Origin of the sequence: Pseudomonas sp. (assembly GCF_028293835.1) — a bacterium.
Taxonomy (GTDB): Bacteria; Pseudomonadota; Gammaproteobacteria; order Pseudomonadales; family Pseudomonadaceae; genus Aquipseudomonas.
The window spans coordinates 161,311-185,968 of sequence record NZ_JAQGNX010000170.1; the positions used below are offsets into that span (position 1 = coordinate 161,311).

The 24,658-nt window shown below is 55.2% G+C and carries 22 protein-coding genes; 8 read left to right on the top strand and 14 right to left on the bottom strand.

The window, feature by feature from the left end; translation table 11 throughout:
• Positions 1-24 precede the first annotated feature (24 nt).
• The 4 genes from JWR17_RS23300 to JWR17_RS23315 form a co-directional block, all read right to left on the bottom strand.
• Positions 25-468: a hypothetical protein gene (locus JWR17_RS23300; RefSeq protein WP_299835267.1), complete on the bottom strand. Its 444-nt coding sequence runs from the start codon at positions 466-468 to the stop codon at positions 25-27.
• A gap of 167 nt (positions 469-635) precedes the next feature.
• Positions 636-1,937, bottom strand: a complete 1,302-nt coding sequence (locus tag JWR17_RS23305; protein ID WP_299835269.1) for a glycosyltransferase family 4 protein — start codon at positions 1,935-1,937, stop codon at positions 636-638.
• 95 nt (positions 1,938-2,032) lie between these two features.
• Complete coding sequence (locus JWR17_RS23310; protein ID WP_299835270.1) at positions 2,033-2,551, bottom strand: Hcp family type VI secretion system effector; 519 nt, start codon at positions 2,549-2,551, stop codon at positions 2,033-2,035.
• A gap of 288 nt (positions 2,552-2,839) precedes the next feature.
• Positions 2,840-3,208 carry a response regulator gene (locus JWR17_RS23315; RefSeq protein ID WP_299835272.1) on the bottom strand — a complete coding sequence of 123 codons (369 nt, stop codon included), beginning with the start codon at positions 3,206-3,208 and terminating at the stop codon, positions 2,840-2,842.
• Positions 3,209-3,481: 273 nt separating this feature from the next.
• Here JWR17_RS23315 and JWR17_RS23320 point away from each other — a divergent pair, with 273 nt between their 5' ends.
• The 5 genes from JWR17_RS23320 to JWR17_RS23340 all read left to right on the top strand — a co-directional run bounded on the left by JWR17_RS23320 (position 3,482) and on the right by JWR17_RS23340 (position 10,118).
• Entirely contained in the window at positions 3,482-6,976 is a 3,495-nt protein-coding gene (locus JWR17_RS23320) for a response regulator (protein ID WP_299835274.1), read from the top strand.
• Between the two features lie 65 nt (positions 6,977-7,041).
• On the top strand, positions 7,042-7,863 hold the full coding sequence (locus tag JWR17_RS23325) for a protein-glutamate O-methyltransferase CheR (RefSeq protein ID WP_299835276.1): 822 nt from the start codon (positions 7,042-7,044) through the stop codon (positions 7,861-7,863).
• The gene (locus tag JWR17_RS23330; RefSeq protein WP_299835278.1) at positions 7,860-8,477 is read left to right on the top strand and encodes a chemotaxis protein CheB; all 618 of its coding nucleotides are present in this window, start codon (positions 7,860-7,862) and stop codon (positions 8,475-8,477) included. Before JWR17_RS23325 ends, JWR17_RS23330 begins: the two co-directional genes overlap by 4 nt.
• Positions 8,471-9,652: a hybrid sensor histidine kinase/response regulator gene (locus tag JWR17_RS23335; protein WP_299835280.1), complete on the top strand. Its 1,182-nt coding sequence runs from the start codon at positions 8,471-8,473 to the stop codon at positions 9,650-9,652. The genes JWR17_RS23330 and JWR17_RS23335 overlap by 7 nt, the downstream gene beginning before the upstream one ends.
• Before the next feature lie 88 nt (positions 9,653-9,740).
• Positions 9,741-10,118 carry a response regulator gene (locus JWR17_RS23340; RefSeq protein ID WP_299835282.1) on the top strand — a complete coding sequence of 126 codons (378 nt, stop codon included), beginning with the start codon at positions 9,741-9,743 and terminating at the stop codon, positions 10,116-10,118.
• A 48-nt stretch (positions 10,119-10,166) separates the two neighbouring features.
• Here the strand turns inward: JWR17_RS23340 and JWR17_RS23345 are convergent, their stop codons facing one another.
• Positions 10,167-12,194: a response regulator gene (locus JWR17_RS23345; protein ID WP_299835283.1), complete on the bottom strand. Its 2,028-nt coding sequence runs from the start codon at positions 12,192-12,194 to the stop codon at positions 10,167-10,169.
• The gene (locus JWR17_RS23350) at positions 12,191-13,675 is read right to left on the bottom strand and encodes an ATPase domain-containing protein (protein ID WP_299835284.1); all 1,485 of its coding nucleotides are present in this window, start codon (positions 13,673-13,675) and stop codon (positions 12,191-12,193) included. Before JWR17_RS23350 ends, JWR17_RS23345 begins: the two co-directional genes overlap by 4 nt.
• Positions 13,676-13,979: 304 nt before the next feature.
• On the opposite strand from JWR17_RS23350, the gene JWR17_RS23355 reads away from it, so the two are divergent.
• Positions 13,980-14,804, top strand: a complete 825-nt coding sequence (locus tag JWR17_RS23355) for a crotonase/enoyl-CoA hydratase family protein (RefSeq protein WP_299835286.1) — start codon at positions 13,980-13,982, stop codon at positions 14,802-14,804.
• A 34-nt stretch (positions 14,805-14,838) separates the two neighbouring features.
• A complete protein-coding gene (nudC, locus tag JWR17_RS23360; protein WP_299835288.1) occupies positions 14,839-15,666 on the top strand; it encodes an NAD(+) diphosphatase in 828 nt (275 codons plus the stop codon).
• Here the strand turns inward: nudC and JWR17_RS23365 are convergent.
• The 6 genes from JWR17_RS23365 to JWR17_RS23390 form a co-directional block, all read right to left on the bottom strand.
• Positions 15,640-16,413, bottom strand: a complete 774-nt coding sequence (locus tag JWR17_RS23365) for a TSUP family transporter (protein ID WP_299835290.1) — start codon at positions 16,411-16,413, stop codon at positions 15,640-15,642. The two genes, nudC and JWR17_RS23365, sit on opposite strands and share 27 nt — an antisense overlap.
• A gap of 157 nt (positions 16,414-16,570) precedes the next feature.
• On the bottom strand, positions 16,571-17,716 hold the full coding sequence (locus JWR17_RS23370) for a Gfo/Idh/MocA family oxidoreductase (RefSeq protein ID WP_299835292.1): 1,146 nt from the start codon (positions 17,714-17,716) through the stop codon (positions 16,571-16,573).
• 127 nt (positions 17,717-17,843) lie between these two features.
• The gene (locus JWR17_RS23375) at positions 17,844-18,611 is read right to left on the bottom strand and encodes an SDR family oxidoreductase (RefSeq protein ID WP_299835293.1); all 768 of its coding nucleotides are present in this window, start codon (positions 18,609-18,611) and stop codon (positions 17,844-17,846) included.
• 24 nt (positions 18,612-18,635) lie between these two features.
• Positions 18,636-19,703 (bottom strand): phosphotransferase family protein, encoded by a 1,068-nt coding sequence (locus tag JWR17_RS23380; RefSeq protein ID WP_299835295.1) that lies wholly within the window; start codon positions 19,701-19,703, stop codon positions 18,636-18,638.
• 195 nt (positions 19,704-19,898) lie between these two features.
• The gene (locus JWR17_RS23385; protein WP_299835297.1) at positions 19,899-20,213 is read right to left on the bottom strand and encodes an SCP2 sterol-binding domain-containing protein; all 315 of its coding nucleotides are present in this window, start codon (positions 20,211-20,213) and stop codon (positions 19,899-19,901) included.
• Between the two features lie 91 nt (positions 20,214-20,304).
• Positions 20,305-21,015, bottom strand: a complete 711-nt coding sequence (locus tag JWR17_RS23390; RefSeq protein ID WP_299835299.1) for a histidine phosphatase family protein — start codon at positions 21,013-21,015, stop codon at positions 20,305-20,307.
• A 228-nt stretch (positions 21,016-21,243) separates the two neighbouring features.
• Here JWR17_RS23390 and sohB point away from each other — a divergent pair, with 228 nt between their 5' ends.
• Complete coding sequence (gene sohB, locus JWR17_RS23395) at positions 21,244-22,266, top strand: protease SohB (RefSeq protein ID WP_299835301.1); 1,023 nt, start codon at positions 21,244-21,246, stop codon at positions 22,264-22,266.
• Between the two features lie 153 nt (positions 22,267-22,419).
• Here sohB and JWR17_RS23400 read toward each other — a convergent pair whose 3' ends face one another.
• Positions 22,420-22,914, bottom strand: coding sequence for a DUF934 domain-containing protein (locus JWR17_RS23400; RefSeq protein WP_299835302.1), 495 nt, complete (start codon positions 22,912-22,914; stop codon positions 22,420-22,422).
• The gene (locus tag JWR17_RS23405) at positions 22,898-24,556 is read right to left on the bottom strand and encodes a nitrite/sulfite reductase (RefSeq protein WP_299835304.1); all 1,659 of its coding nucleotides are present in this window, start codon (positions 24,554-24,556) and stop codon (positions 22,898-22,900) included. The genes JWR17_RS23400 and JWR17_RS23405 overlap by 17 nt, the downstream gene beginning before the upstream one ends.
• Between the last annotated feature and the right edge of the window lie 102 nt (positions 24,557-24,658).

Sequence of the window (24,658 nt, forward strand, 5' to 3'; positions counted from 1 at the left end):
CGGCAAAGCCCGACGCGGCCTCTCTTACTGCATCGACCCTAATTCACCGCTGATAGATGTCAGGCTGGTATTCATCACGTGGTAGTCATCGCTGCTACGGCGGACAATGACTTGGCTGTGAAACCGATCAATGCGTCCGGCCAACCAAAGTTTCAATTCCGCGCCACGGGATTCAATCCTTATTTTCGGGTCCTTTGTGATGAGGAACGGGGAGGCGTTGACGAGTGACGATAGAATCTCATCATCGTTACTGGATCCACCGTTTCTCAAATAATATCGGTAACTGAACCCGCCGGTCGCGCCGCCGCCATCTGTGCGGATGCCGTAGATAACTTCTTGGTCTCCAATCGGATATTTAAGGACGACCTTGTCGAGCCGAGGTGGATTCGGGCTGATAAACCAAATCCAGCCGTTACAGAGCAGCGAGGACGCAAGCAATAAGTAAATAAACAGCCGTTTAGTCAGCATAATGCCCTTTGGAGCATTGGCATGAGCATCTGTCCTTGGATTGAAAGCACAGTAATCTTATCAATCCAGGATATTCGGTACGGCGTTGAGCCAGATTTCAGGAGATTCCCCTACGCGGGAACCTCCAGCTTCTTACGTGCCACCGCAAACGCCCAACTCAAGACTCATTATGAAACCCGATTCTTTGCCTCAATCCACTGTGCCATGTATTGGGTACTTTTATGGTGATGGTGACGGAGCATGGCGCCGGTGAAGTTGTCGGTGCGGTGGTGTGCCAGGTTTGCTCGGCAGGCTTCAATTTTGGCAATCAGGCTCGCGCAATGCGGTTTGAATGGATAGCGATCGGCCAATATCCCCCGGCAGTCGCTTTGCGCTTTGTCCCACAGCGCTTCGTTTCGATAGAGTTCAACGGCTGAGTCAGCAAGGTGTCGGGCACTGGTTGCGATTGCGCCGGGCCACGGCAGGTCGCCGTGCATGCCTTCGGCACCGATGGGTGTGGTCACGCTGGGTGTGCCGCAGATCATGGCGTCAACGAGCTTGCCCTTGATTCCAGCGCCAAAACGCAACGGCGCCAGGCAAACCCGCGCAGTAGACATTACCTGAAGCGCGTCTTCGGCCCAGTTCATGACATGGAACCCCTGCGCCGGGTTGTGCAGCGCAGTAGCTTTCGGCGGCGTGTAGGACCCATAAATATGTAACTGCGCTGTTGGCAACTGTTGACGGATCAGCGGCCAAATGGCTGTCTTCATCCACAACACCGCGTCCCAGTTGGGGGCGTGGCGGAAATTACCGATGCTGAGGAAGTTCGCTCGTTCAACGAAGGAGGGCGATGTGGTGGGCACGGTTGCCAGCAGCAATGGACACCAGTGCAGCAAGGCGCTGGGCACTTTGAACTGCTCAACCAGCAGGTCAATTTCCTTGTCAGAGATCATCAAACTGAGGTCAGACCGGTAGATGGCCGCTATTTCACGCTGCGCTGCGTCACTGTTAGCCATAGGTTGGAACATGGCATGTTCTGACGCGGCAAAAAAATCCGTAAGATCATCGGGTTGGGGGGCGTTGTTAAGGTGATTTTTTAACAGCTGATGACGAGCTTCGCGCAGGCTGTGCAAGTCGACTGTTTCAAGAATGCGCAGGGCGTTGGGGCAAAATTTCTCCACGCGCCAGCCGAATTGCTCTTCCATCATGAAGCGGTCAAACAGCACGATGTCAGGATTCAACTCGGTAATAAAGGTATCGAAACTGCTGCTGTTAAGCTCAATGCCGACTTCGGTGATCCCCAAGGCCACAAGATCAGCCTTGTGTTCGCCCGCTGCTGCCGGGCTGCTGAAGGTAATCTGCCACCCTTGCTCCTGAAAACACTCGATCAGCTGCATCATGTGCCCACCCGCCGCGGATGAACGCGGTTCGGGCCAGACGTAACCAATGATGAGCACATGGGTGGGAGTGCTTGGCAGAAGGGAGAGCATGGACATAAACTTCTTGAAAACGCGGGAGGCAATTAAAGCACAGGACGCTGTCAACAACGGCCAGGAACCCGGCCGTTGCGTTACGTCTGTCGAGGTTAGCCCGCGACTGGAGTGCGCCAATCGTCAGAACCAGTAGATTTGCTGACTTCATGGTCCCAAGTGATTTTGCGATAGCTGAAGTAGACATCTTCCAGGTGGGTGAAATGAGAGTTGCCTGGATCCTGGCAGTTAGGCATATGCGAGTTTACTTCGACGATGATCGCATCGAACAACGCGATGGTGAAGTAGTGTTCCTGAGCCCCCGTGGAAGAAGTTCGGAAGAATTGCAGATTGCATTCTTCCAGCATCTCGCCAGACGTTAATGCGTTGAAAATCAGCGGCGAAGACTTGTCGAAAACTTTAGTGATCATCAACGGCCTGTGAACACGCTGGCCGGTTGGTTGGCCGGACTGCGGGTCACGTGGAATGATAATTTGATGATTAAAGGCCTGAACCAGAATCTGGTTTTCATGACCTTCTTGATAGATGTTGCCAACCGACTGGGCGGTGAATGTATTTTCGGTGATCAGGCCTTGCTTGGAACCTTTGATCGTCAAATATGCGGGTGTTGGCATGGAGCTCTCCTGACTAATAAATACACGGTCCCACGCCTGATGCACTACTGCGTGGGCGACGTGTCTTCATCAAGAGTCATGCCAATCAATTTTTTACCAACAAAAACAGTAGCCTAAGGCCGTTGTGTCACAACTTTCAGCCCTGAAATCATGATTTTTGTGCCAAGTTGCGCAGGCTTCAGCGCACTAACAAGTCTCAGTCTGCGCAACGCCTGTAGGGCATTTCCCTCGCACAAACAGCTAGCTGGCAATCACGGAACAGCGACGTCTCGAGCAATCCCCTGGACATCAATGCACCTGACTCAAAATCGCCCGGACCTTGTCACGCAGTTGATCAATCGAGAACGGCTTGCCGATCACATGCATCCCTTTCGGGACGTCGATATTCTCCGCATAGCCGCTGGCAAACAGCACTGGCAATGCAGGGCGCAATACCAATGCCCGTTGCGCAAGATCAACGCCTTTCATGTCGGGCAAGCCTTGATCAGTCATCAGCAAATCGAACGTTTTTTCCTGATCGCTCAGCTGCGCCAGGGCGGATTCGGCGTCGGCCGCTTCGAACACGGTGTATTCCAGTTCCTCAAGCACGTCCACTATCAACATACGCACGATGTTGTCATCTTCCACTACGAGAATGGTGCTGGTTGCTGGGGACATGGGGTTGCTCCTGATGATGGCGGCCTAGTGGGTGGTCAATTGTCTCTGTTTAGCCTATTCATCAGTGAGTAAAAGATGAGAACAAGTTCAAAAATAGACGAGTTTGTATTCAAATGAGTGGTTGTTCATGGGTTTTATGGGTTAATGCCTTGCAAATCGACCGGACCGTGGAATTGGTAGCTGAAATATTTGTTTTTTACGTTACTAATCAAGTCTTTTTCTGACATTTGCGGCAAACTCTGCGGTTTCGATGAATTCGCCCGGACCTCCCCGATGAACCATCCGTCTTCGATTGACGAACAACGCTTCCGTAAAATGTTGACCCGCAACATCGCCTTGCCATTAGGCGTGGGGGTGTTGAGTGCGGTGTTTTTTATCGTTTTAATCAGTTATCTACTGTCGGTTATTCAATGGGTTGAGCACACCGATCGGGTCATCAACAACGCTGATCGCGCCCTCAAGTTGTCAGTCGATATGGAAACAGGCATGCGCGGTTTCTTGCTGACCGGCGATGAGCATTTTCTCGACCCCTATGAAGTGGCCAAGCCAGCCATAAGAAACGAGCTGAAAGGCCTTGAAGCACTCGTCCAGGATAATCCCACCCAGGTCGACCGCTTTCAGCGCCTGTCTGCGCTGCAAAACGACTGGAACGACTTCGCCCAGGAAATGATCACCCTGCGGCGACAAAACGGCGACTACCAAAGTGCAATCCTGGCGGGTCGCGGCAAGCGTTTGTCCGATGAGATTCGTAGCCAGTACGAAGTCGCGGTGCAGACCGAACAACAGTTGCGGACCACGCGCAACGAAGACGTCACGCGGACTACCATTTTTACCGTCACGCTCTACTTGATCTTCGTGCTCTTGATCAGCGGCCTGATCGCCTATATCGGTCGTCGCGATATGCTTACGTTATCAAACAATTACAGCGAGAACCTCAAGCTGCAGGTGAGCAATGCCCAGCGCTTGGAGCATGTGGCCTGGTTGCGTAACGGCCAGAGCGAGTTGGCCGAACAGGTTCTTGGCCAACTAACGGTGAGTCTGCTAGGGCGCAATGTCCTGCAGTTTTTTGCTCAATACCTCGGGTCTGTGGTGGCGGCGATGTACGTGCGGCAGGAGCACGGCGGGTTTCGGCGCGTGGCTTCTTACGGATTCTCGCGGGATCAGGAGCAGCACGAACAATCGATCTACAGCGGCGAAGGTGTGATCGGTCAAGCGGCGCAGCAAGACAAAATCATCACTCTGGACGATGTGCCCCACGAGTACTTCAAGGTCAGTTCAGGTTTAGGCGACGCCTCGCCACGCAGCGTGATGATAGTGCCTACCAGTAACGACGATCAGGTCAACGGCATTATCGAACTGGGATTTTTGCGACCACTGACCGACCGTGATGTGGAATTTCTCAAGGTTATTTCTGACAACATCGGCACGTCCATGGAGGCGGCGCGCTACCGTCAGCGGTTACAGGAAGTGTTGGCTGAAACCCAGCAATTGAACGAAGAATTGCAAGTTCAGCAAGAAGAGCTGAAAACCGCCAACGAGGAGCTTGAGGAGCAGTCGCGGATTCTCAAGGAGTCCCAGGTCCATCTGGAAACTCAACAGGCAGAACTTGAACAGACCAACGAACAGTTGGCAGCGCAAAGCCAGGCCATCGCAGACCAGCGTGATGCCTTGGACCGTAACAATGAAAAACTGAGTGTCGCCCAGGTCGAGCTGGAAGCACGTGCCGATGAGCTGCAACGCTCCAGTAAGTACAAGTCAGAATTCCTCGCCAACATGTCCCACGAGCTGCGTACACCGCTAAACAGTTCGTTGATTTTGGCGAAGCTGCTGGCAGAGAACCCACTGGATAACTTGACCGGTGAGCAGGTCAAATTCGCCGAATCAATTTATTCCGCCGGCAACGACTTGCTGAACCTGATCAACGACATTCTCGACATCTCTAAAGTCGAAGCCGGCAAGCTCGATATGCGCCCGGAAAATACCAGCGTCGCGCGTCTGGTCGAAGGCCTGCGCAGCATGTTTCAACCGATGGCCAACGACAAAAAGCTCGATTTCCAGGTCGATTTGCAGGCGGGTACGCCGACCATCCTGTACACGGACCGCCAGCGTCTTGAGCAAATTCTCAAGAATTTGTTATCCAACGCAATCAAATTCACCGAGCGCGGCAGTGTCGGTTTGATCGTGTCCCGGCAGCCTGGCGAAGGCATCACGTTTACCATTCGCGATTCAGGCATCGGGATTGCCGAAGAACAGCAGCAGAGCATCTTTGAGGCGTTCAGGCAGGCAGACGGCACCACTAACCGGCGTTACGGCGGCACCGGCCTCGGCTTATCGATCTCACGGGACCTGGCGAAGCTGCTGGGCGGTTCCATCACCGTGACCAGCGCCCCTGAGCAAGGCAGCATCTTCAGCTTGGTATTGCCTGAGCAATACGTCGAGCAGGTGCAACTTGAGTACGGCGAGCAGCCGGCAGTGGTCAAAGCGCCGATGCTTTCCGTCGTGATGACGCCGGTCGTGCTTCCCGTTGCGATGCAAGAGCCGATCCCGGTGTTCGCCGACGACCGAAACAACGCGCCGTTCAACAAACGTTGTATTTTGGTGATTGAAGACGAAGTGCGGTTTGCGCAAATCCTCTTCGACCTGGCCCATGAACTGGGCTACCAATGCCTGGTGGCCCACGCGGCAGATGAAGGCTTCGATCTCGCGGTGCAATTCATACCCGACGCTATTTTGCTGGACATGCGCTTGCCAGATCATTCGGGCCTGACCGTGCTGCAGCGCCTGAAAGAGCTAGCGCCCACCCGGCATATCCCGGTGCACGTGATCTCGGTAGAGGATCGTCAGGAAGCGGCCATGCACATGGGTGCCATCGGTTATGCGGTTAAACCGACCACCCGTGAAGAACTCAAGGATGTGTTCGCCAAGCTCGAAGCGAAATTGACGCAAAAGGTCAAACGCATCCTGTTGGTGGAAGACGATGCCCTGCAACGCGACAGCATTGCCCGCCTGATCGGCGATGACGACATCGAAATCACCGCCGTTGGCTTCGCTCAGGATGCGTTGGCCTTGTTGCGGGACAATGTTTATGACTGCATGATCATCGACCTGAAACTGCCTGACATGCTCGGCAACGACTTGCTCAAGCGCATGGCAACCGATGATATCTGTGCATTTCCACCCGTCATTGTCTACACCGGGCGCAACCTGACCCGGGATGAAGAAGCGGAGCTGCTCAAATACTCCCGTTCAATCATCATCAAAGGCGCCCGTTCACCGGAGCGACTGCTCGACGAAGTGACGTTGTTCCTGCACAAAGTCGAATCCAAACTCTCCAGCGAACGCCAGTCAATGCTTAAAACCGCTCGTAGCAGGGACAAAGTCTTTGAAGGGCGGAAAATCCTCGTTGTCGATGACGACGTGCGCAACATCTTTGCCCTGACCAGTGCCCTGGAGCATAAAGGCGCTGTTGTTGAAATAGCCCGCAATGGCATCGAGGCGATCAAGAAACTCGGTGAAGTCGATGATATCGACCTGGTCCTGATGGACGTGATGATGCCGGAAATGGATGGGTATGAAGCCACCATCGAAATTCGCAAAGACCCACGCTGGCGTAAATTGCCGATCATTGCGGTCACTGCCAAGGCCATGAAAGATGACCAGGAGCGCTGCCTGCAAGCGGGTTCCAACGATTATCTGGCCAAACCCATCGACCTTGATCGGCTGTTCTCGCTGATCCGCGTGTGGCTGCCAAAAATGGAGCGGATCTGAATTGAACGTCTACGATTTGGCAGCTACTAAGATGGACCTCAGTCTTGTGCCACTGGATGTATGTCATGCCTCATGAACGAAACGCTGAGATTGAATTGCGTCTGTTGATTGAGGCCATTTATCTCAAGTACAGCTATGACTTCCGCGATTACTCGGGTGCTTCAATCAAGCGTCGGGTGAACCATGCCTTGCTCCAGTTCGATTGCAAAACGATTTCAGCTCTGCAAGAGCGGGTATTGCACGACTCGTCGGCGTTCTTGCAGTTGTTGCAGTTCCTGACGATTCCGGTCAGTGAGATGTTTCGCGATCCGACGCATTTCCTGGCAATTCGTCAAGAAGTCGTGCCTTTGCTTAAAACTTATCCGTCGATCAAGATCTGGATCGCGGGGTGCAGTACCGGTGAAGAGGTCTATTCCATGGCCATCCTGTTGCGCGAGGAGGGCTTGCTTGAGCGCACGATTATTTACGCGACAGACATCAACCCTCGCTCTCTGGAAAAAGCCAAGCAGGGCATTTTTGCCCTGGGAAATATCCGTGCGTACACCGAAAATTATCAGAAGGCCGGCGGCCAGCGGGCTTTTTCGGACTATTACACGGCCGCTTATGACTTTGCCATTTTCGATAAAACCCTGCGCGAGAATGTGACATTTGCTGACCACAGTCTCGCCACCGACAGTGTTTTCTCCGAAACGCAGCTTATATCGTGCCGTAACGTCTTGATTTATTTCAATAAAAAATTACAGGACCGTGCTTTCGGTCTGTTCCACGACTCGCTCTGCCACCGGGGGTTTTTGGTGTTGGGCAGTAAAGAGACGCTCGATTTTTCGGCCTATAGCAATGACTTCGAGGCCTTGGTCAAGCAAGAACGGATCTACCGTAAATCATGAACAGCCCTGAGATCGCGTCGCTTTTGCCGCGCAAGCCGTTACCGATTGTCGACGCGATTGTCATTGGCGCATCGGCGGGCGGCGTTGAGGCCTTGCTGAAGGTTTTCTCAGAGCTGCCAGTTGTCTTTCTTCTGCCAATCATTGTTGTCCTGCACTTGCCAAACGAGCGCCATAGCCGCTTGGCTGAGGTTTTTCAGCAGCACCTGAAAATGCCGGTGAAGGAAGTGGATGACAAAGAAGTCATCGTAGCCGGCACGCTGTATTTTGCCGCTCCCGGTTATCACGTGTCGGTAGAGAATGATCTGAGCTTGTCGTTGAGCCTGGAGGACCGGGTGCACCATTCTCGCCCCAGCATCGACATCCTCTTCGAGTCGGCCTCCGATGCCTTCGGTCGACGCCTGGCGGGCGTGCTGCTGACGGGCGCCAACGCGGATGGCGCGCAGGGTTTGGCTCAGATCAAACGGCGAGGCGGATTCACTATCGTCCAAGACCCGGGGACTGCCCAGGCATCGATCATGCCCGAAGCCGCGTTGGCTCTGAGCGCTCCCGATTACATCCTGTCTTTGAATAACATTGGCCAAATGCTTGTCGAGTTGGAAAGAATCGCATGCTAAGTGAAGTCCAAGCCAAACTGCTGATCGTTGACGATCTGCCAGAAAACCTACTGGCCCTTGAAGCACTGATCAAGCGCGAAGACCGCGCCGTCTATAAGGCGCTGTCCGCCGACGAGGCGCTGTCGTTGCTGCTGCAACATGAATTTGCGATGGCCATCCTTGACGTGCAGATGCCGGGGATGAACGGTTTCCAACTGGCCGAGCTGATGCGCGGCACAGAAAAAACCAAAAACATCCCCATCGTATTTGTCAGCGCTGCCGGTCGCGAGCTGAACTATGCCTTCAAGGGTTACGAAAGTGGTGCGGTGGATTTTTTGCACAAACCGCTGGATATCCATGCGGTGAAAAGCAAGGTCAACGTCTTCGTGGACCTTTATCGCCAACGCAAGGCTATGAATCGTCAGGTTGAGGCGCTGGAGCGTAGCCGCCAGGAACAAGAAGCTTTGCTTAAACAACTGCAGGCCACGCAGAACGAACTGGAACACGCCGTACGTATGCGCGATGACTTTATGTCGATCGTCTCCCATGAAGTGCGTACGCCACTCAACGGGTTGATTCTGGAGACCCAGTTGCGCAAGCTGCATCTGGCCAAAGACAATACTGCGGCGTTCACGCTGGACAAGCTCCGGGCGATGGTCGACCGTGACGAGCGGCAGATTCAAAGCTTGATCAGGTTGATCGAGGACATGCTCGATGTGTCGCGAATCCGTACCGGCAAGTTGTCGATCCGTCCCAGTCGTTTCGACCTGGCGCAACTGGTGAGTAACCTGCTGGAAAGCTTCTCGGCGCAGATCGCCGCCGCCGAAACCAGTGTTTCACTGACCGGTGATCAACCGGTGGTGGGCACATGGGACGAGTTTCGCATCGAACAAGTGATTGCCAATCTACTGACCAACGCCCTGCGCTATGGTGCACGCAAACCCATCGATATCCGGGTTTATAGCCAGGATGGGCAGGCGCGAGTGGATGTCCTTGATCACGGCATCGGCGTCAGCAAAGAGAATCAGAAGCGAATTTTCCAGCAATTTGAACGAGTGTCGGCCAAGCACGCCATTGCTGGCTTGGGTCTGGGCTTGTTCATTTCCGAACAGATCGTCACCGCCCACGCCGGCACCATTAGCGTGGAAAGCGAGGAGGGCGCCGGGGCTTTGTTTCGGGTCTGCCTGCCACTTTGACGCTTGGTACGAATTATCTGACAGGCGACGCAACCTCCGCCCCGGGGCATGGTCGTAATGGCAGCGAATTAAAGTCAAAGGCATACCCATGAGCTCAGATGCAGAAAACGTCGTACTTATTGTCGAAGACGAGCCGCTGATTTTAATGCTGCTGGCCGATTATCTATCGGGCGAGGGCTATAAGGTGTTGCAGGCTGAGAATGGCGAGCAAGCGTTTGAAATTCTTGCAACCAAACCTCATTTGGACTTGATGATCACTGATTACCGCCTGCCCGGTGGTATTTCCGGCGTGATGATTGCCGAACCAGCGATTAAATTACGGCCTGAACTGAAAGTTATTTTTATCAGTGGCTACCCTGCGGAAATCACCGAGTCGGGCAGTCCTCTGGCCTTTAAGGCGCCGATATTGGCCAAGCCGTTTACGATGGACAGCTTGCATAATCAGATTAAAAGTTTGTTGCGTTGATTTCAGGATAAAGAGGGCGCTGATAAGCCGGGACTGCGCACAGCGCGTTCAGGCTTGAATCATTTCCCGCACCTTGGCCGTCAAGTGATCAAAAACGAAGGGTTTGGTGATCAGTTGCATGCCTGAGTCGAGGAACCCGGCGCGTACCGCTGCGTGTTCCGCATAACCGGTGATGAACAACACCTTCAATGCCGGACGCAGTTGCCGGCCTATCTCAGCCAATTGCCGCCCGTTCATCCCCGGTAAGCCAACGTCGCTGATCATCAAGTCGATGCGCTGTGAGGATTCGAGTATGGGGACGGCGCTGTGTGCATCGCTGGCCTGGACGAAGGCGTAACCAAGTTCGCTGAGCACCTCGCTGACCAGCACTCTTACCGCTGGGTCGTCTTCGACGATCAGAACCGTTTCGCCCTCTTTGGCATACGGAGCGTTGCTCTGATAGACCTGTTCATCCTGCTGCTCCTCGCCGGGGAAGCGGGGTAGATAAAGGCGGACCGTGGTGCCTACAGACACTTCGCTTTGAATCGCCACATGGCCGTGGGACTGTTTGCTAAAGCCATAGATCATTGACAGCCCGAGGCCGGTGCCTTGGCCAATCGGTTTGGTGGTAAAAAACGGGTCAAACGCGCGGCTGATGACGCTTTGTGGCATGCCGCAACCGGTGTCACTCACACTGAGGACCACGTACTCCCCAGGCTGCAAATTTTCCTGGGTGCTGGTGAAGTTTTTATCCAGCCGCTGGTTGTAGGTGCTAATGGTGAGTTGGCCACCTTCAGGCATGGCATCACGGGCGTTCAATACCAGGTTGAGCAAGGCGCTTTCAAGTTGGTTTGGATCGGCTTCTGCGGTCCACAATTGCTCGTCCATCTGCGCGTCCAGGCGAATGCTTTCGTTCAGACTGCGATGAATAAGTTCGCCCATGGAGTCAACCAGTTGGTTCATATGCACCGGTTTGGAGTCGAGGGACTGGCGACGGGAAAACGCCAGCAAGCGGTGGGTCAGGGCGGCGGCACGGTTAGCCGACGTCACGCCCAGGTCGATCAGGCTGTCGAGGTCCTCGGTGCGACCGCGGGATAATCGTCTACGCAATAATTCAAGACTGCCGATAATTCCGGTCAACATGTTATTGAAGTCGTGGGCAATGCCGCCCGTGAGCTGTCCAACGGCTTCCATTTTCTGTGACTGGCGCAGGGCTTCCTCGTTGTGTCGCAGTTGTGAGGTGCGCTCTTCTACCTGCTGCTCAAGGGTTTCGTTAAGCCGGTGAAGTTGCGCTTCGCCGTGCTTGCGCTCACTGATGTCCGAGGTCACGCCGGCCAATGAATGCACGGCGCCCTGTTGGTCACGAATGGCTCTGGCGCGTACATCGACCCAGTTGATAGAACCGTTGGGCCAGACATTGCGGTACTCGATGATTAAGTCATCACCGGTTTTCAGGCTGTTGTGCAACGCCAATTGCATCGCCGACTGGTCTTCGATCAGTACCGAACCGAGCCAGTCATCGAAGGTGAAACTCTCATCTTCGGCACGTCCGTAATGGGATTTACTGATAGCGGAGCAGGTCAGCGTCAGCTCGCTGATGCTGAGTTGCCACGAACCCAGGCGTCCGGCCTTTAGTGCAATCTGCAAGCGTTGTTCGCTTTCCAGAATATCTTCCATGCGCACCCGGGCTTCATATTGTCGACGACGGCCGCGCAGGGCTGTGGTGACTAGACTGACCAGTGTGGCTGGGTGAAACGGGCGTTCGAGAAAGGTAACGTTGCCCAGGCGGGCGCCTAGGCGCGTCGACGGGTTTTGCTCAGGCCCACCGTGGTGAGTCAGCAATACGATGGGCATGTCAGACCAGGTTGGCTGATTATCCATCAACCCGAGCAAGGCACTGATGTTGGTTCCATGCAAGGCCTCGTCAGCAATGATCGCCATGCCGGCGCCCAATGCCAGCTCTTCACACAAATGCGCCAGGTCCCGAGCCATGAGCGCGGAAAAGCCTGCTTCTTCGAGCAGCATTTTGGCGATTTGGCTGTCGCGTCCACACGGTGCAAGGATGATCGCTCGTTCAGAAAAGCCCGGAATGCTCACGCGTCTTCTTCCCTCATCAACGGTTTACTCTCCCCATGATATTCAGGCACGCCGCGCAGCACACCCTGGAATGCGTCCAACGGTGCACCAATGGTCAAGCCTTGCGCATCAATTCGATATTCGCGGATCGTCGACTCGTGGGTGCCAGTACGCTTTTTGATGACGGAAATAGCCCGACGAACCTGGCCCATGGCTTCGAAGTAACGCAACAGAATGACGCTGTCAGCCAAGTACGTTATGTCCACCGGCGCGCGCATGTCGCCCACCAGGCCATGTTGGGCCACCGTCATAAAGGTCGAAGCGCCTTGGCGGTTCAAGTACAACAGCAACTCGTGCATGTGCAGGATTAACGCGTTTTCCCCAGGCATCGCGGCCTGGTAACCATTGATGCTGTCGATCACGACGGTTTTGATGTGCTTGTCATCGACGCAACGTCGAACTCGGTGTGAAAACTCACCGGGTGACAGCTCTGCAGCGTCGACCTGTTCGATGGTCAAGTAGCCGGTCTCTTGCAGCGCCTGGAGGTCGATGCCGAGGCCTTTCATACGGTGGAACAGCAGTCCCAGCTCTTCGTCGAAGATGAACAGCCCGACCTTTTCACCGCGTGCAACAGCGGCCGCGGCAAACACTAGGGAAATAAGCGATTTGCCCGTGCCCGCCGGGCCCAGTATCAGCGTGCCGGACCCACTGTCGATACCGCCACCGAGCAAGGCGTCAAGTTGCGGAATATGGCTACTCAACTGGGTTCGTTGATAGCGCTGGCGATGTTCGGCTGCCACCAGGCGCGGGAAGACATGAATGCCATCGCTCATGATGGTGAAATCGTGAAACCCGCCTCGGTATTTCTGTCCGCGATACTTGACCACCCGCAACCGTCGTCGTTCTGCGCCGTAGTCGGGGGTCAGTTCTTCGAGACGGATAACGCCGTGGGCAACGCTGTGTACCGTCTTGTCCAACGACTCAGTGGTCAGGTCGTCAAGCAAGACGACAGTAGCGTCGTAGCGCGCAAAATAGTGTTTGATCGCCAGAATCTGCCGCCGATAACGTAGCGAACTCTGTGCCAACAGCCGGATCTCCGACAAGCTGTCAATGATCACGCGCGACGGTTTGATTTGCTCAACCACTTCAAAAATCTGCCGGGTCGCTTCACCGAGTTCCAGATCAGATGAATACAACAAACTTTGCTGATGCTCAGCGTTGAGTAAGCTTTCGGGTGGTGTCAGCTCGTAAATATCAATGGAATCATCCAGCTCCCAACCGTGGGACCGGGCACCATCGCGCAACTCACGCTCGGTTTCAGACAACGTGATGTACAGCGAACGTTCGCCGATGGCAGCCCCTGCCAGCAGAAATTGCAGGGCGATAGTGGTTTTGCCCGTTCCTGGCTGGCCTTCAAGGAGGAAGACGTGACTGCGAGAAAGTCCCCCTGACAGGATGTCATCCAAACCCGCTATGCCGGTTGCCGCTTTCAATGTGATCAAGAATCGCCCTCTTACGACCTGGAAATAACGATCAAGCAGTGGTGTATTAGCCACAACGCTGCGGCCGTCTGAAGGCGCCCACACACAGTTTTGGCGACTCAATAACGGCCTTAAGTCTCTTGACCTCAGTAACAGTCGGCCGTTCCCCTGTTTTTACAGCGGGTATTGCCAAAAAAATCATACGCCTATGAGCGTGTCGGGCATCCGGAGAATGGCGCAACCGCTGCCTTACGGCTGTCCTGTCAGGCTTGTTATAGTTTGCCCCGTGTTAACCCCGTCGCTTTTGCTCTCCAGGAGGACTGCCATGCTCGATTACAAATCCGATTACCAAGCGTTTCACGTCGAATTGTCCGATAACATTGCCCACGTGCAGATCAACCGGCCGGAAAAAATCAATGCCATGAACGCTGCGTTCTGGACTGAGATCATCGAAATTTTTCAATGGATCGATGACACCGACGAAGTGCGTGTGGTGATACTGAGTGGCGCCGGAAAACATTTTTCTTCCGGCATCGATCTGATGCTTTTGGCCGCTGTAGCCTCCGAATTAGGCAAAGACGTGGGCCGCAACGCCCGTCTGCTACGGCGCAAAATTCTTAAGATGCAGGCGTCTTTCAATGCGGTCGACAATTGCCGCAAGCCAGTGCTGGCGGCGATTCAGGGCTATTGCATCGGCGGCGCAATCGATCTGATTTCGGCCTGTGACATGCGCTATGCCGCCGAAGACGCGCAGTTCTCGATTAAAGAAATCGACATGGGCATGGCCGCAGACGTCGGCACTTTGCAGCGATTGCCGCGAATCATTGGTGACGGTATGTTGCGCGAACTGGCCTACACCGGGCGTACTATTGGCGCAGAGGAAGCGTGCCGCATTGGTTTGGTGAATCGCAGGTTCGCGGATACGCCCAGCCTGTTGCAAGGTGTGCTGGAGATCGCTCGGGAAATTGCCGCTAAATCACCGATCGCGATCGCCGGCACCAAGGAGATGATCAGTTACATGCGCGACCACCGAATCGATGATGGTTTGGAATACGTTGCGACCTGGAACGCAGCCATGCTGCAATCTGCCGATTTACGCTTGGCAGTGGCTGCACACATGAATAAACAGAAAGCGGCGTTTGATCATTAGCCTTTGATAAGTAAGCATTGGCCTGGAGATTTTCATGACACGTTGGACAACTGCCGTCCTTGATACCCAACTCAGTGGCGGTTGGGCTGTGGTGCATAGCCCGGAAGGGTTTCTGCGCGATGAAAATGGCGCGATGTTCCCTCGGGAATGGTTGAAGCGTCAGGAACTTTCAATACTGAGTGAACACGGTATTGGCCATTTTGATGGCGAGCCGGTGTATCTGTTGGTGCTCAGGCAGCCTGCGGCTATCGACGGCTGCACCTGGCAGGGGCTGCGTCAGTTCATGCTGGAAGGCGAGTTCGACGTCTACAAAAAACTTGGATACGCGGCTCAGATCAGCACGTGGGCGCGGGAGCACCGTTTTTGCGGCAGTTGTGGTTTGCCGATGCAGCAAGTGCCGGGCGAGCGTGCGATGTATTGCGAGCACTGTAATCTGCGCCATTACCCGCGTATTTCGCCAAGCATGATCGTGCTGGTCACACGAGGTGACGAGATCCTGCTGGCACGATCGCCGCGGTTCGTCACTGGGGTTTACAGCACCTTGGCAGGCTTTGCTGAACCGGGTGAGTCAGTGGAGGACTGTGTGCGTCGCGAGGTCATGGAAGAGGTGCAACTGAAGGTCAAAAACATTCAGTACATGGGCAGCCAGTGCTGGCCGTTCCCGCATTCGATGATGCTGGGCTTCCATGCCGAATACGAAAGCGGCGAGATTGTCCCCCAGGCTGATGAAATTGAAGACGCGCGCTGGTTTCACGTCAACGACTTGCCGCCGCTGCCAGCGAACCGCTCAATCGCTCGCTACCTGATTGATGTCTATTTGGCCCGGCATGCCGGCTTAGCTGAACCAGTGCTGCCAGGCTAGGCGTATGGTCAGGCCGAGCACCACAATGATGAACACCGGGCGGATGAACCTGGCGCCTCCCTGGATCGCGGTACGCGCACCGAAGAAGGCTCCGACCATCAATGAGGAGCCCATGCACAGGCCGATCAGCCAATCCACTTGCCCGGAGAATATGAACACTGACAGCGCTGCGGCATTGCTGACGAAGTTCATGGACCGTGCGACACCGCTGGCTCTTACCAAGTCTATGGGATAGATCAATAAGGTGCTGACGGTCCAGAACGCGCCGGTGCCAGGTCCGGCAACGCCATCATAAAACCCGAGGCCCAGGCCCTGGGGCAGTTGCCATTTCTTTTTGATCGGCAGGTCGCTGTCCAGGGGAGCCTTGGGCACACCGCCGAACAATAAATACAGGCCGCAACCAAAAACGATCACTGGCAGCATCTGATTGATCCATTCTGCGGGCAGGTAATGGGCGACCACTGCGCCGATCAAGGCACCCGCAGCCGTGCCCAGCAATGCGTGAATCCATTGTTTGGGATCGAATAATTTGCGCCGGAAAAAGGTGTAACTGGCCATTGCTGAACCAAACGTCGAGCTGAGTTTGTTGGTGCCCAGCACAAGGTGCGGCGGCAAGCCTGCAGTCATCAAGGCTGGGGTGGTCAACAGACCGCCGCCGCCAGCGATGGCATCGATAAAACCTGCTACAAAAGCCACGGCGGTAAGAGCGACGAGGGTGGTCAGATCAACACTGAGTTCGAGCGACATGGGGAGTTTTTCGACTTATACGGCAGTGCGCAGAATAGCTGCGCCAGAAGCCGCGCATTTTACCCATAACCGAGAGTGGCAGACACCCTCATTGCGTAGGGGCAGCCTGACCGAGCGCTGCTTCGCTACCGAGTATCTACAGGCGAAGCGATCTACCTTACAGCTCTGTAATCCGCACCCACCGCTGTTCCCGCGCCGCCATCCGAATCGCTGCCGCCAAACGCTCTACCTGCCAGGCTTCTTCGAAGTCCGGGCCGTCCTTGCCTTGGTTGAAAACGGCCTGAATGAGCGCATGCACTTCAAGGGTTTTCAGCTCGTTATAACCCAGTTGATGGCCAGGCGCGGGGCAGAACGCGGCGTAGCCGGGCAATGCAGGGCCGGCTAAAACCCGCTGAAAGCTACCTTGGTCCGCACGACACACCCGCAGTTCATTGAGTCGCTCTTGATCGAACGCAATCGTGCCTCGGGTTCCGCTAATTTCAAACGCCAGATGATTTTTATAGCCGTGTTTCAGCCAACTGCTGCTGAACGTTCCACGGGCGCCGCTGGCGAAGCGCAGCAGGGCGTGAGTTTGATCGTCTACGGCAATAAAACGTTTCTCGCGGCTGCCAACCGTGGCAGGGCGTTGCGGATGCACAGTGTTGGCGTCCGCGCATACGGCCTCGACGTCGCCCATCAAATGGCGAGCCAGCGCCAGTAAGTGGCTGCCCAAATCAGCCAGTGCGCCTCCCGCGTGGGCTTCTTCGCAGCGCCACGACCAAGGGGACGCAGGATCGGCCATGAAGTCTTCGCTGAACTCACCCTGGAAACTGACGATTTGCCCCAGCTCGCCGCTTTCGATCATCTGCCGCGCCAGACCGATAATAGGGTTGTGCTGATAGTTGTAACCCACTCGCGTGACCACACCCGCTTTTTTTGCGGCGTTACGCATGTCGTCTGCCTGGGCGAGGCTGACGGCCAAAGGCTTTTCGCAGTACACGGTTTTACCCGCTTCTACCGCTGCCATGGCCATGGGGTAATGCAGATGATTGGGGGTGGTGATCGCAATAATATCTACTTCGGGGTCGCTGATCAGCTGTTGCCAGTCACTGTGGGCATGGTCGAACCCCCAGTCGCTGGCGCACCGGGTTGCGCGTGCGGCATCGGCATCGGCCAACGCGGCGAGACGCAGCTGGACAGGGAGTGCGAACGCAGCGCTGACGTTGCGGAACGCCATAGCATGGGCGCGCCCCATGAAGCCGGTGCCAATCAGGCCGATTCCAAGCTGCGGTAACCCTGCGGCGGATCGAGAAAACTGACGCATGACGGTGTCCTTTGGCGTTATTGTCCGGAAAATATATTCTTTAAATAAAATAAATGGAATATAAATTCTCTAGACAGCCCATAAAAAAACAGCCCGAAGAGGCTGTTTTTTTAGACAGGAATCAGGCTCAGGAAAGGAAACCGCCGTCCACGTTCAACGCAACACCGGTGGTGTAGCTTGATGCATCACTGGCCAGATAAAGCACCGCGCCAGCCATTTCACTCGGCGCTGCCACGCGCTTGAGTGGAATTTGCGCCAACGCCATATTAAGGATCGCGTCGTTTTTCACCAACGCCGAGGCGAACTTGGTGTCAGTCAGGCCCGGCAGCAGGGCATTGCAACGAATCCCGAAGGCAGCACATTCCTTGGCAAACACTTTGGTCATGTTGATGACGGCAGCTTTGGTCACCGAATAGATGCCCTGAAACACGCCCGGTGAAATGCCGTTGATCGATGCGACGTTGATGATGCTGCCACCACCGTGTTCGCGCATCAGCTTGCCGGCTTCCACCGACATAAAGAAATAACCACGGATGTTCACGTCCACGGTTTTCTGGAACGCGCTGAGGTCGGTGTCCAGGACGTTGCAAAATTGTGGGTTGGTCGCTGCGTTGTTGACCAGAATGTCCAGGCGCCCGAACTGTTCGCGGATCTGCGCAAATGTGCTCTGGATCTGTTCCATCTCGCCAATATGGCAGGCAATGGCTGTGGCCTTGCCGCCATCGGCAATAATCGCATCCGCCACATGCTGGCAGCCGTCGATTTTGCGGCTGGAGACAATTACGTGGGCGCCTTGCTGGGCCAGGAGCCTGGCGATGGCTTCACCGATGCCACGGCTGGCGCCTGAGACGAAAGCGACCTTGCCATCGAGGTCGAAGAGTTGGGTCTTGGACATTTTTTCTTCCTTATAGTGTCGCAGTCAAAGGTTGGATTTATCGATCACTTTCAGGCTCATGTGCTCCAGCAGCGTGTTCATATGAATGAACTGCGCGAAGCGTTTGTCCTGGGTCTGGCCGTGAAAAAACCGGTAATAAATTTGCTGGACGATGCCCGCCAGGCGGAAAAGCCCATAGGTGTAGTAAAAATCGAAATTGTCGATCCGGGTGCCCGAGCGCTCGGCGTAATAATCGACAAACTCACGGCGGGTCAGCATCCCCGGTGCATGGCTCGGCTGACGACGCATCAGTTGCACGGGTGCCGGGTCGCCTGCTTCGATCCAGTAGGCGAGGGTGTTGCCCAGGTCCATTAACGGGTCGCCAATGGTCGTCAACTCCCAATCCAGCACGCCGATGATCTGCATCGGATTGGCCGGATCGAGAATCACGTTATCGAAGCGGTAGTCGTTGTGCACGATGCTGGCGGCCGATGGGTTGGTCGGCATTTTTTCTCTTAGCCAAGTCCTGACGCTTTCCCAGCTGGGCGCATCCGGTGTACGGGCTTTTTCATAACGATCACTCCAACCGCTGATCTGACGCTGGACATAACCCTCGGGCTTGCCGAGGTCCGCCAGCCCGCAAGCCGCGTAATCGACTTGGTGCAACTCCACCAGCTTGTCGATGAAGTTCTTGCACAGCGCCGTGGTTTGCTGAGTGTCGAAGTGTAATTCGGCAGGCAGTTCGGAGCGCAGGATGATCCCGTTGACCCGCTCCATGACGTAAAACTCTGAGCCGATCAAACTCTCGTCGGTGCAGTGTGCATACGCTTTGGGGCAATAGGGGAAGCCATCGCTGAGCTGATTCAGAATCCGATATTCGCGGCCCATGTCGTGGGCGGATTTGGCTTTGCTGCCAAACGGCGGACGACGCAGCACGAATTCATGCTCGGGGTAACGGATCAGGTAGGTCAGGTTCGAGGCTCCGCCGGGAAACTGGCTGATTTCCGGTGAGCCACTCAGGCCAGGGATATGGCTTTTGAGGTAAGGGTCAATGAGGCTGGCGTCGAGTTCTTCGCCAGCGCGAATCTGTGTGGACTGATCAGTAAGCGCCATGCTTATCCCTTCTGCTTATTATTAGGGGCAGAGATTATTGACTAATCTAATGCGGCAGCCGGTTGCTCACAAGGCACAATCGGCCTTATAGACCGGCGTGTTGCAGCCAAATCAATGGCTATGATTACTCCTCGATCCTGTCTTCCAGACGAAAAAAAACCGAAGCCCGCAAGCTTCGGTTCTTGAGGGCGGCGCTTAGGAAGGGAACAGTTCGCTGAGCTTCATCGCCAACATCATGTCGCCTTCAGCACGCAGTTTGCCGCCCATGAAAGCTTGCATGCCGTCGGTTTCGCCGCTGACAATGCCTTCCAGGGTTTCGCCGTCCATCACCAGCGTTACTTGCGCGTTGGGGTTTACGCCTTCCTGTAGCTCGCAGGTGCTGTCTTTAACGATCAGCGAAAAATTCTTCTCTTCATCGATACGAAAGCCGAAAACCAGGTCCAGGCCCGCAGCGGCACTTGGGTTGAACTTGGCTTTCATTGCTTGAACGGCGTCGGCTACGGAAGTCATGGTGTTGATCCTTGTTGGGGCTGATTAGCATATGGTTAGGTTCCCTGCGAGCTTCAGCATCGCGATGGGGCCTGATGCAGCGGTAAATAATTCAGCGATACGTTATGAGCGTCGGATCTTTCATCAGTTGCAAGTGGGCGTGACTGTTGAAAGACGCCAGGGCAACCTCGCGCCCCCGAAACCTGAGCTGGTTCAGCGAGGTATTAACAATTTGCCAATTGAGTTCGAACGCCTGACGCACAGGCATTTGGGTCATCAAGTGGAGCAGGGCGGTGATGGTGCCGCCAGAGGTGAAAATAGCGATATTGTCTTTACTGCCTGCGCTGTCCAGCACCCGGTGCAGGCCAGAGTGCACCTGTTCAGCGAAACCCAGCCAGCTTTGCAGTCCAGGCGTGTCGTAGTTGCCGCTGAGCCAGCGATCGATGATCAAGGCGAACAGACGCTGAAATTCGGCGCGGTGTTGTGCGGCATTTCGCAGTACGTGCAGCGCTTCCGGTTCCTCGGGCAGAATCGCCGGCAGCAGGGCTCGGATTATTCCATCGGCGTCGAGTTCGTTGAAGGCTGAATCAATTTCCAGCGTGGGCGTGGTGTACCCGGCTGCATTCATTTGCGCCATTGCGGTTTGCGCAGTGTCTCGCTGCCGTAGCAGGTCACCCGACAGGCAACGATCCAGGCGCACGTCCAACTGAGCCAGGTGCGCGCCGACGATTTCTGCCTGACGAAAGCCCATCGGTGAAAGAACGTCGTAATCGTCCGCACCAAAAGAGGCCTGGCCATGTCGAATCAAATAGATGCTGCCCACGTCCGCTTCATCCCGGTGCGTTGAAGGTCTGGCGAGGTTAGGAGGATGCTCAAACGCTGTCAATGAAAAAACATACGCTTGTTTGAATGAGATTCACGAGTCAACAGTTACTTGCTCGCAGACTGGCTGTCTGCAAGGCGCGCCGGTATGCTGGGACAATTAGTAGTTTTTTATTAGCTTTTCTGTAGCCCTTTTATAAAGGGGGCGTAATGTTTTTGAGGAGAAACTGTGGATTTTCTAGCTGAATATGCGAGCTTTTTAGCCAAGACGGTGACCTTGGTGGTCGCCATTCTGATCGTGTTGGCGGCATTCGCTTCAGTGCGCAGCAAAGGCCGTCGCAAATCTGCTGGCCAGTTACAGGTCAGTAAGCTCAACGACTTTTATAAAGCGCTGCGCGACCGGCTTGAACAGTCAATGCTGGACAAGGACCGGCTCAAGGCATTGCGCAAAGAGCAGGCCAAGAGCCTCAAGAAGCAGAAGAAGCTCGCCGAGCCAAAACCTCGGGTGTACGTGCTGGACTTCGACGGTGACATCAAGGCCTCCGCCACTGAAAGCATGCGCCATGAAATCACCGCGCTGTTGACCCTGGCGACGGCAAAAGACGAAGTGGTGCTGCGCCTGGAAAGCGGCGGCGGCATGGTCCATAGCTACGGCTTGGCATCGTCGCAACTGGCGCGAATCCGTCAGGCGGGTATTCCGTTGACGATCTGTATCGATAAGGTTGCGGCCAGCGGCGGCTACATGATGGCGTGCATTGGGGACAAGATTATCAGCGCCCCATTCGCCATTCTCGGCTCGATCGGCGTGGTGGCGCAGCTGCCTAACGTCAATCGCCTACTGAAGAAGCACGACATTGATTTCGAAGTCCTGACGGCGGGTGAATACAAGCGCACATTGACGGTGTTTGGCGAAAACACCGAGAAGGGCCGTGAGAAGTTTCAGGAAGATCTGGACATCACCCACGAGCTGTTCAAGAACTTTGTCGCCCGCTACCGTCCGCAATTGGCCATTGATGATGTAGCCACCGGTGAAGTCTGGCTGGGCATGGCTGCACTGGACAAGCAATTGGTTGATGAGCTGAAGACCAGCGATGAATACCTGTCAGAGCGAGCCAAGGTAGCTGAAATTTTCCACCTGCATTATTCCGAACGTAAAAGCCTTCAGGAGCGAGTAGGGCTGGCTGCCAGCGCTTCAGTTGATCGGGTACTGACCTCCTGGTGGAACCGATTAACGCAACAGCGTTTTTGGTAAATACGGCGGAATAAGCGGGCGGCGCGGTATCGTCTGGCAGATCGCGGTGTTGTCTTCGCGAACGAGTTCGCTCCCAGCGGATCCGTGGTTGAACCACTTCACAAAAAAAAGCCCGGTGCTCTTGCGAGCCCCGGGCTTTTTTGCAACGTGCGATCAGCGTCTGCGGAACAGTGGCAGAGGCTCGTCGGTGGCGGCCTGGTAGGTCACCGAGAAGTCCTTCAAACCTTGGAGGGCCTCGTACGGGTCTTTATCCGGGCGAACGGCGAACGCATCGAAGCCACAGCGTCGCATGTAGAACAACTGGTCACGCAGCACGTCACCAATGGCCCGTAATTCACCTTTGTAGCCAAACCGGTCACGCAGCAGGCGGGCGTTGGAAAAGCTGCGGCCATCAGTGAATGCCGGGAAGTTCAGGGCAATAACCTGAAACTCATGAACGTCGTCACCGATGTGTTCGGCCTCTTCGTCACTGTCCAGCCATACGCCAAGGCCACCATCACGTGCCTTGAGCGCATGACCGTGGTCCAGCCATAACCCTAACGGGACGATCAGGTCGTCGCAATTGGACAACTCGTCCAATGTCACGTCCTTGGGCAGCAGGTGCCAGGTCTCGTCGATGACTTCGTTGTTCTTAATTATTCGCTGCATAGACGCGCTCCTTGAAAGGGTCAATGCCAATACGCTGGAAGGTGTCGATGAAGCGCTCATCTTCGGTGCGTTTTTCAACGTACACATCAATCAGCTTTTCAATCACATCAGGCATCACTTCCTGGGCAAACGACGGGCCGAGGATCTTGCCCAGGCTGGCGTCACGGTTGCTGCTGCCACCCAGGGACACCTGATAGAACTCTGCGCCTTTCTTGTCGACACCGAGAATACCGATGTGGCCCACATGGTGGTGACCACAGGCGTTCATGCAACCGGAAATATTCAAGTCCAGCTCGCCGATGTCGAACAGGTAGTCCAAGTCGTCGAAACGACGCTGAATCGACTCGGCTATCGGGATCGATTTGGCGTTGGCCAGGGAGCAGAAGTCGCCGCCAGGGCAGCAAATGATATCGGTCAGCAAACCGATGTTTGGCGTGGCGAAACCTTGTTCGCGCAGCTCACCCCACATCGTGAACAGCTGGCTCTGCTCGACGTCGGCCAGAATTATATTCTGCTCGTGAGACGTACGCAGCTCACCGAAGCTATAACGGTCGGCCAGATCGGCAATCCCGTCGAGTTGTTTGTCGGTGATGTCGCCTGGCGCAACGCCGGTGGGCTTGAGTGACAGGGTCACGGCAGCGTAACCAGGTTTTTTGTGCGCCTGGACGTTGCGTGAACGCCAGCGCGCAAAGCCTGGGTGTTCAAGGTCCAGTTGCGCCAATTCAGCGCTTTGATCGCTGAGGGCTTTGTACTCGGGGTCGATAAAGTGCTTCGAGACGCGTTGCACTTCAGCTTCGGTCAGCGTGGTCTGGCCGCCTTTAAGGTGGACCATCTCTGCTTCGACTCTTTCAGCGAAGACTTCAGGCGTCAGCGCCTTGACCAAAATCTTGATCCGCGCCTTGTACTTGTTATCGCGACGGCCATAGCGGTTGTAGACCCGCAGGATAGCGTCGAGATAGCTCAGCAGGTCTTGCCACGGCAGGAATTCGTTGATGAACGCACCCACCACCGGCGTACGACCAAGGCCGCCACCGACCAACACCCGGAAGCCCAGCTCGCCCGCGTCGTTGAGCAGTGGTTCAAGACCGATGTCATGCACTTCGATCGCCACACGGTCGCTGCGCGAACCGTTGAGGGCGATTTTAAATTTGCGCGGCAGGTAAGCGAATTCGGGGTGGAACGTGGTCCATTGCCGAATAATCTCGCACCAGGGGCGCGGATCGACCAGTTCGTCGGCGGCAACGCCCGCAAATTGGTCGGTGGTCACGTTACGCAGGCAGTTACCGCTGGTCTGAATCGCGTGCATTTGCACGGTCGCCAGTTCAGCCAGAATGTCCGGCACGTCTTCCAGGGCTGGCCAGTTGAACTGGATGTTCTGCCGAGTACTGACGTGGGCGTAACCCTTGTCGTAGTCGCGGGCAATTTTGGCCATCATTCGCATCTGGCGCGAGGTCAGCTGACCGTAAGGCACAGCCACCCGTAACATGGGCGCAAAGCGTTGAACGTACAGGCCATTTTGTAGGCGTAGCGGGCGAAACTCTTCTTCGCTCAGCTCTCCGGCCAGATAGCGTCGGGTCTGATCTCGGAACTGCTTTACGCGGTCCTCGATGATCTGCTGATCATAATCATCATATACGTACATATAGGTCCTGTTCTCAGCTGCTTACAGCAAATCCGCGCGCACGGCCGCGCACTCCGAACGGAGCCGGGGGAAGATACCAGTTTGCAGTTATGCGCAAAAGTG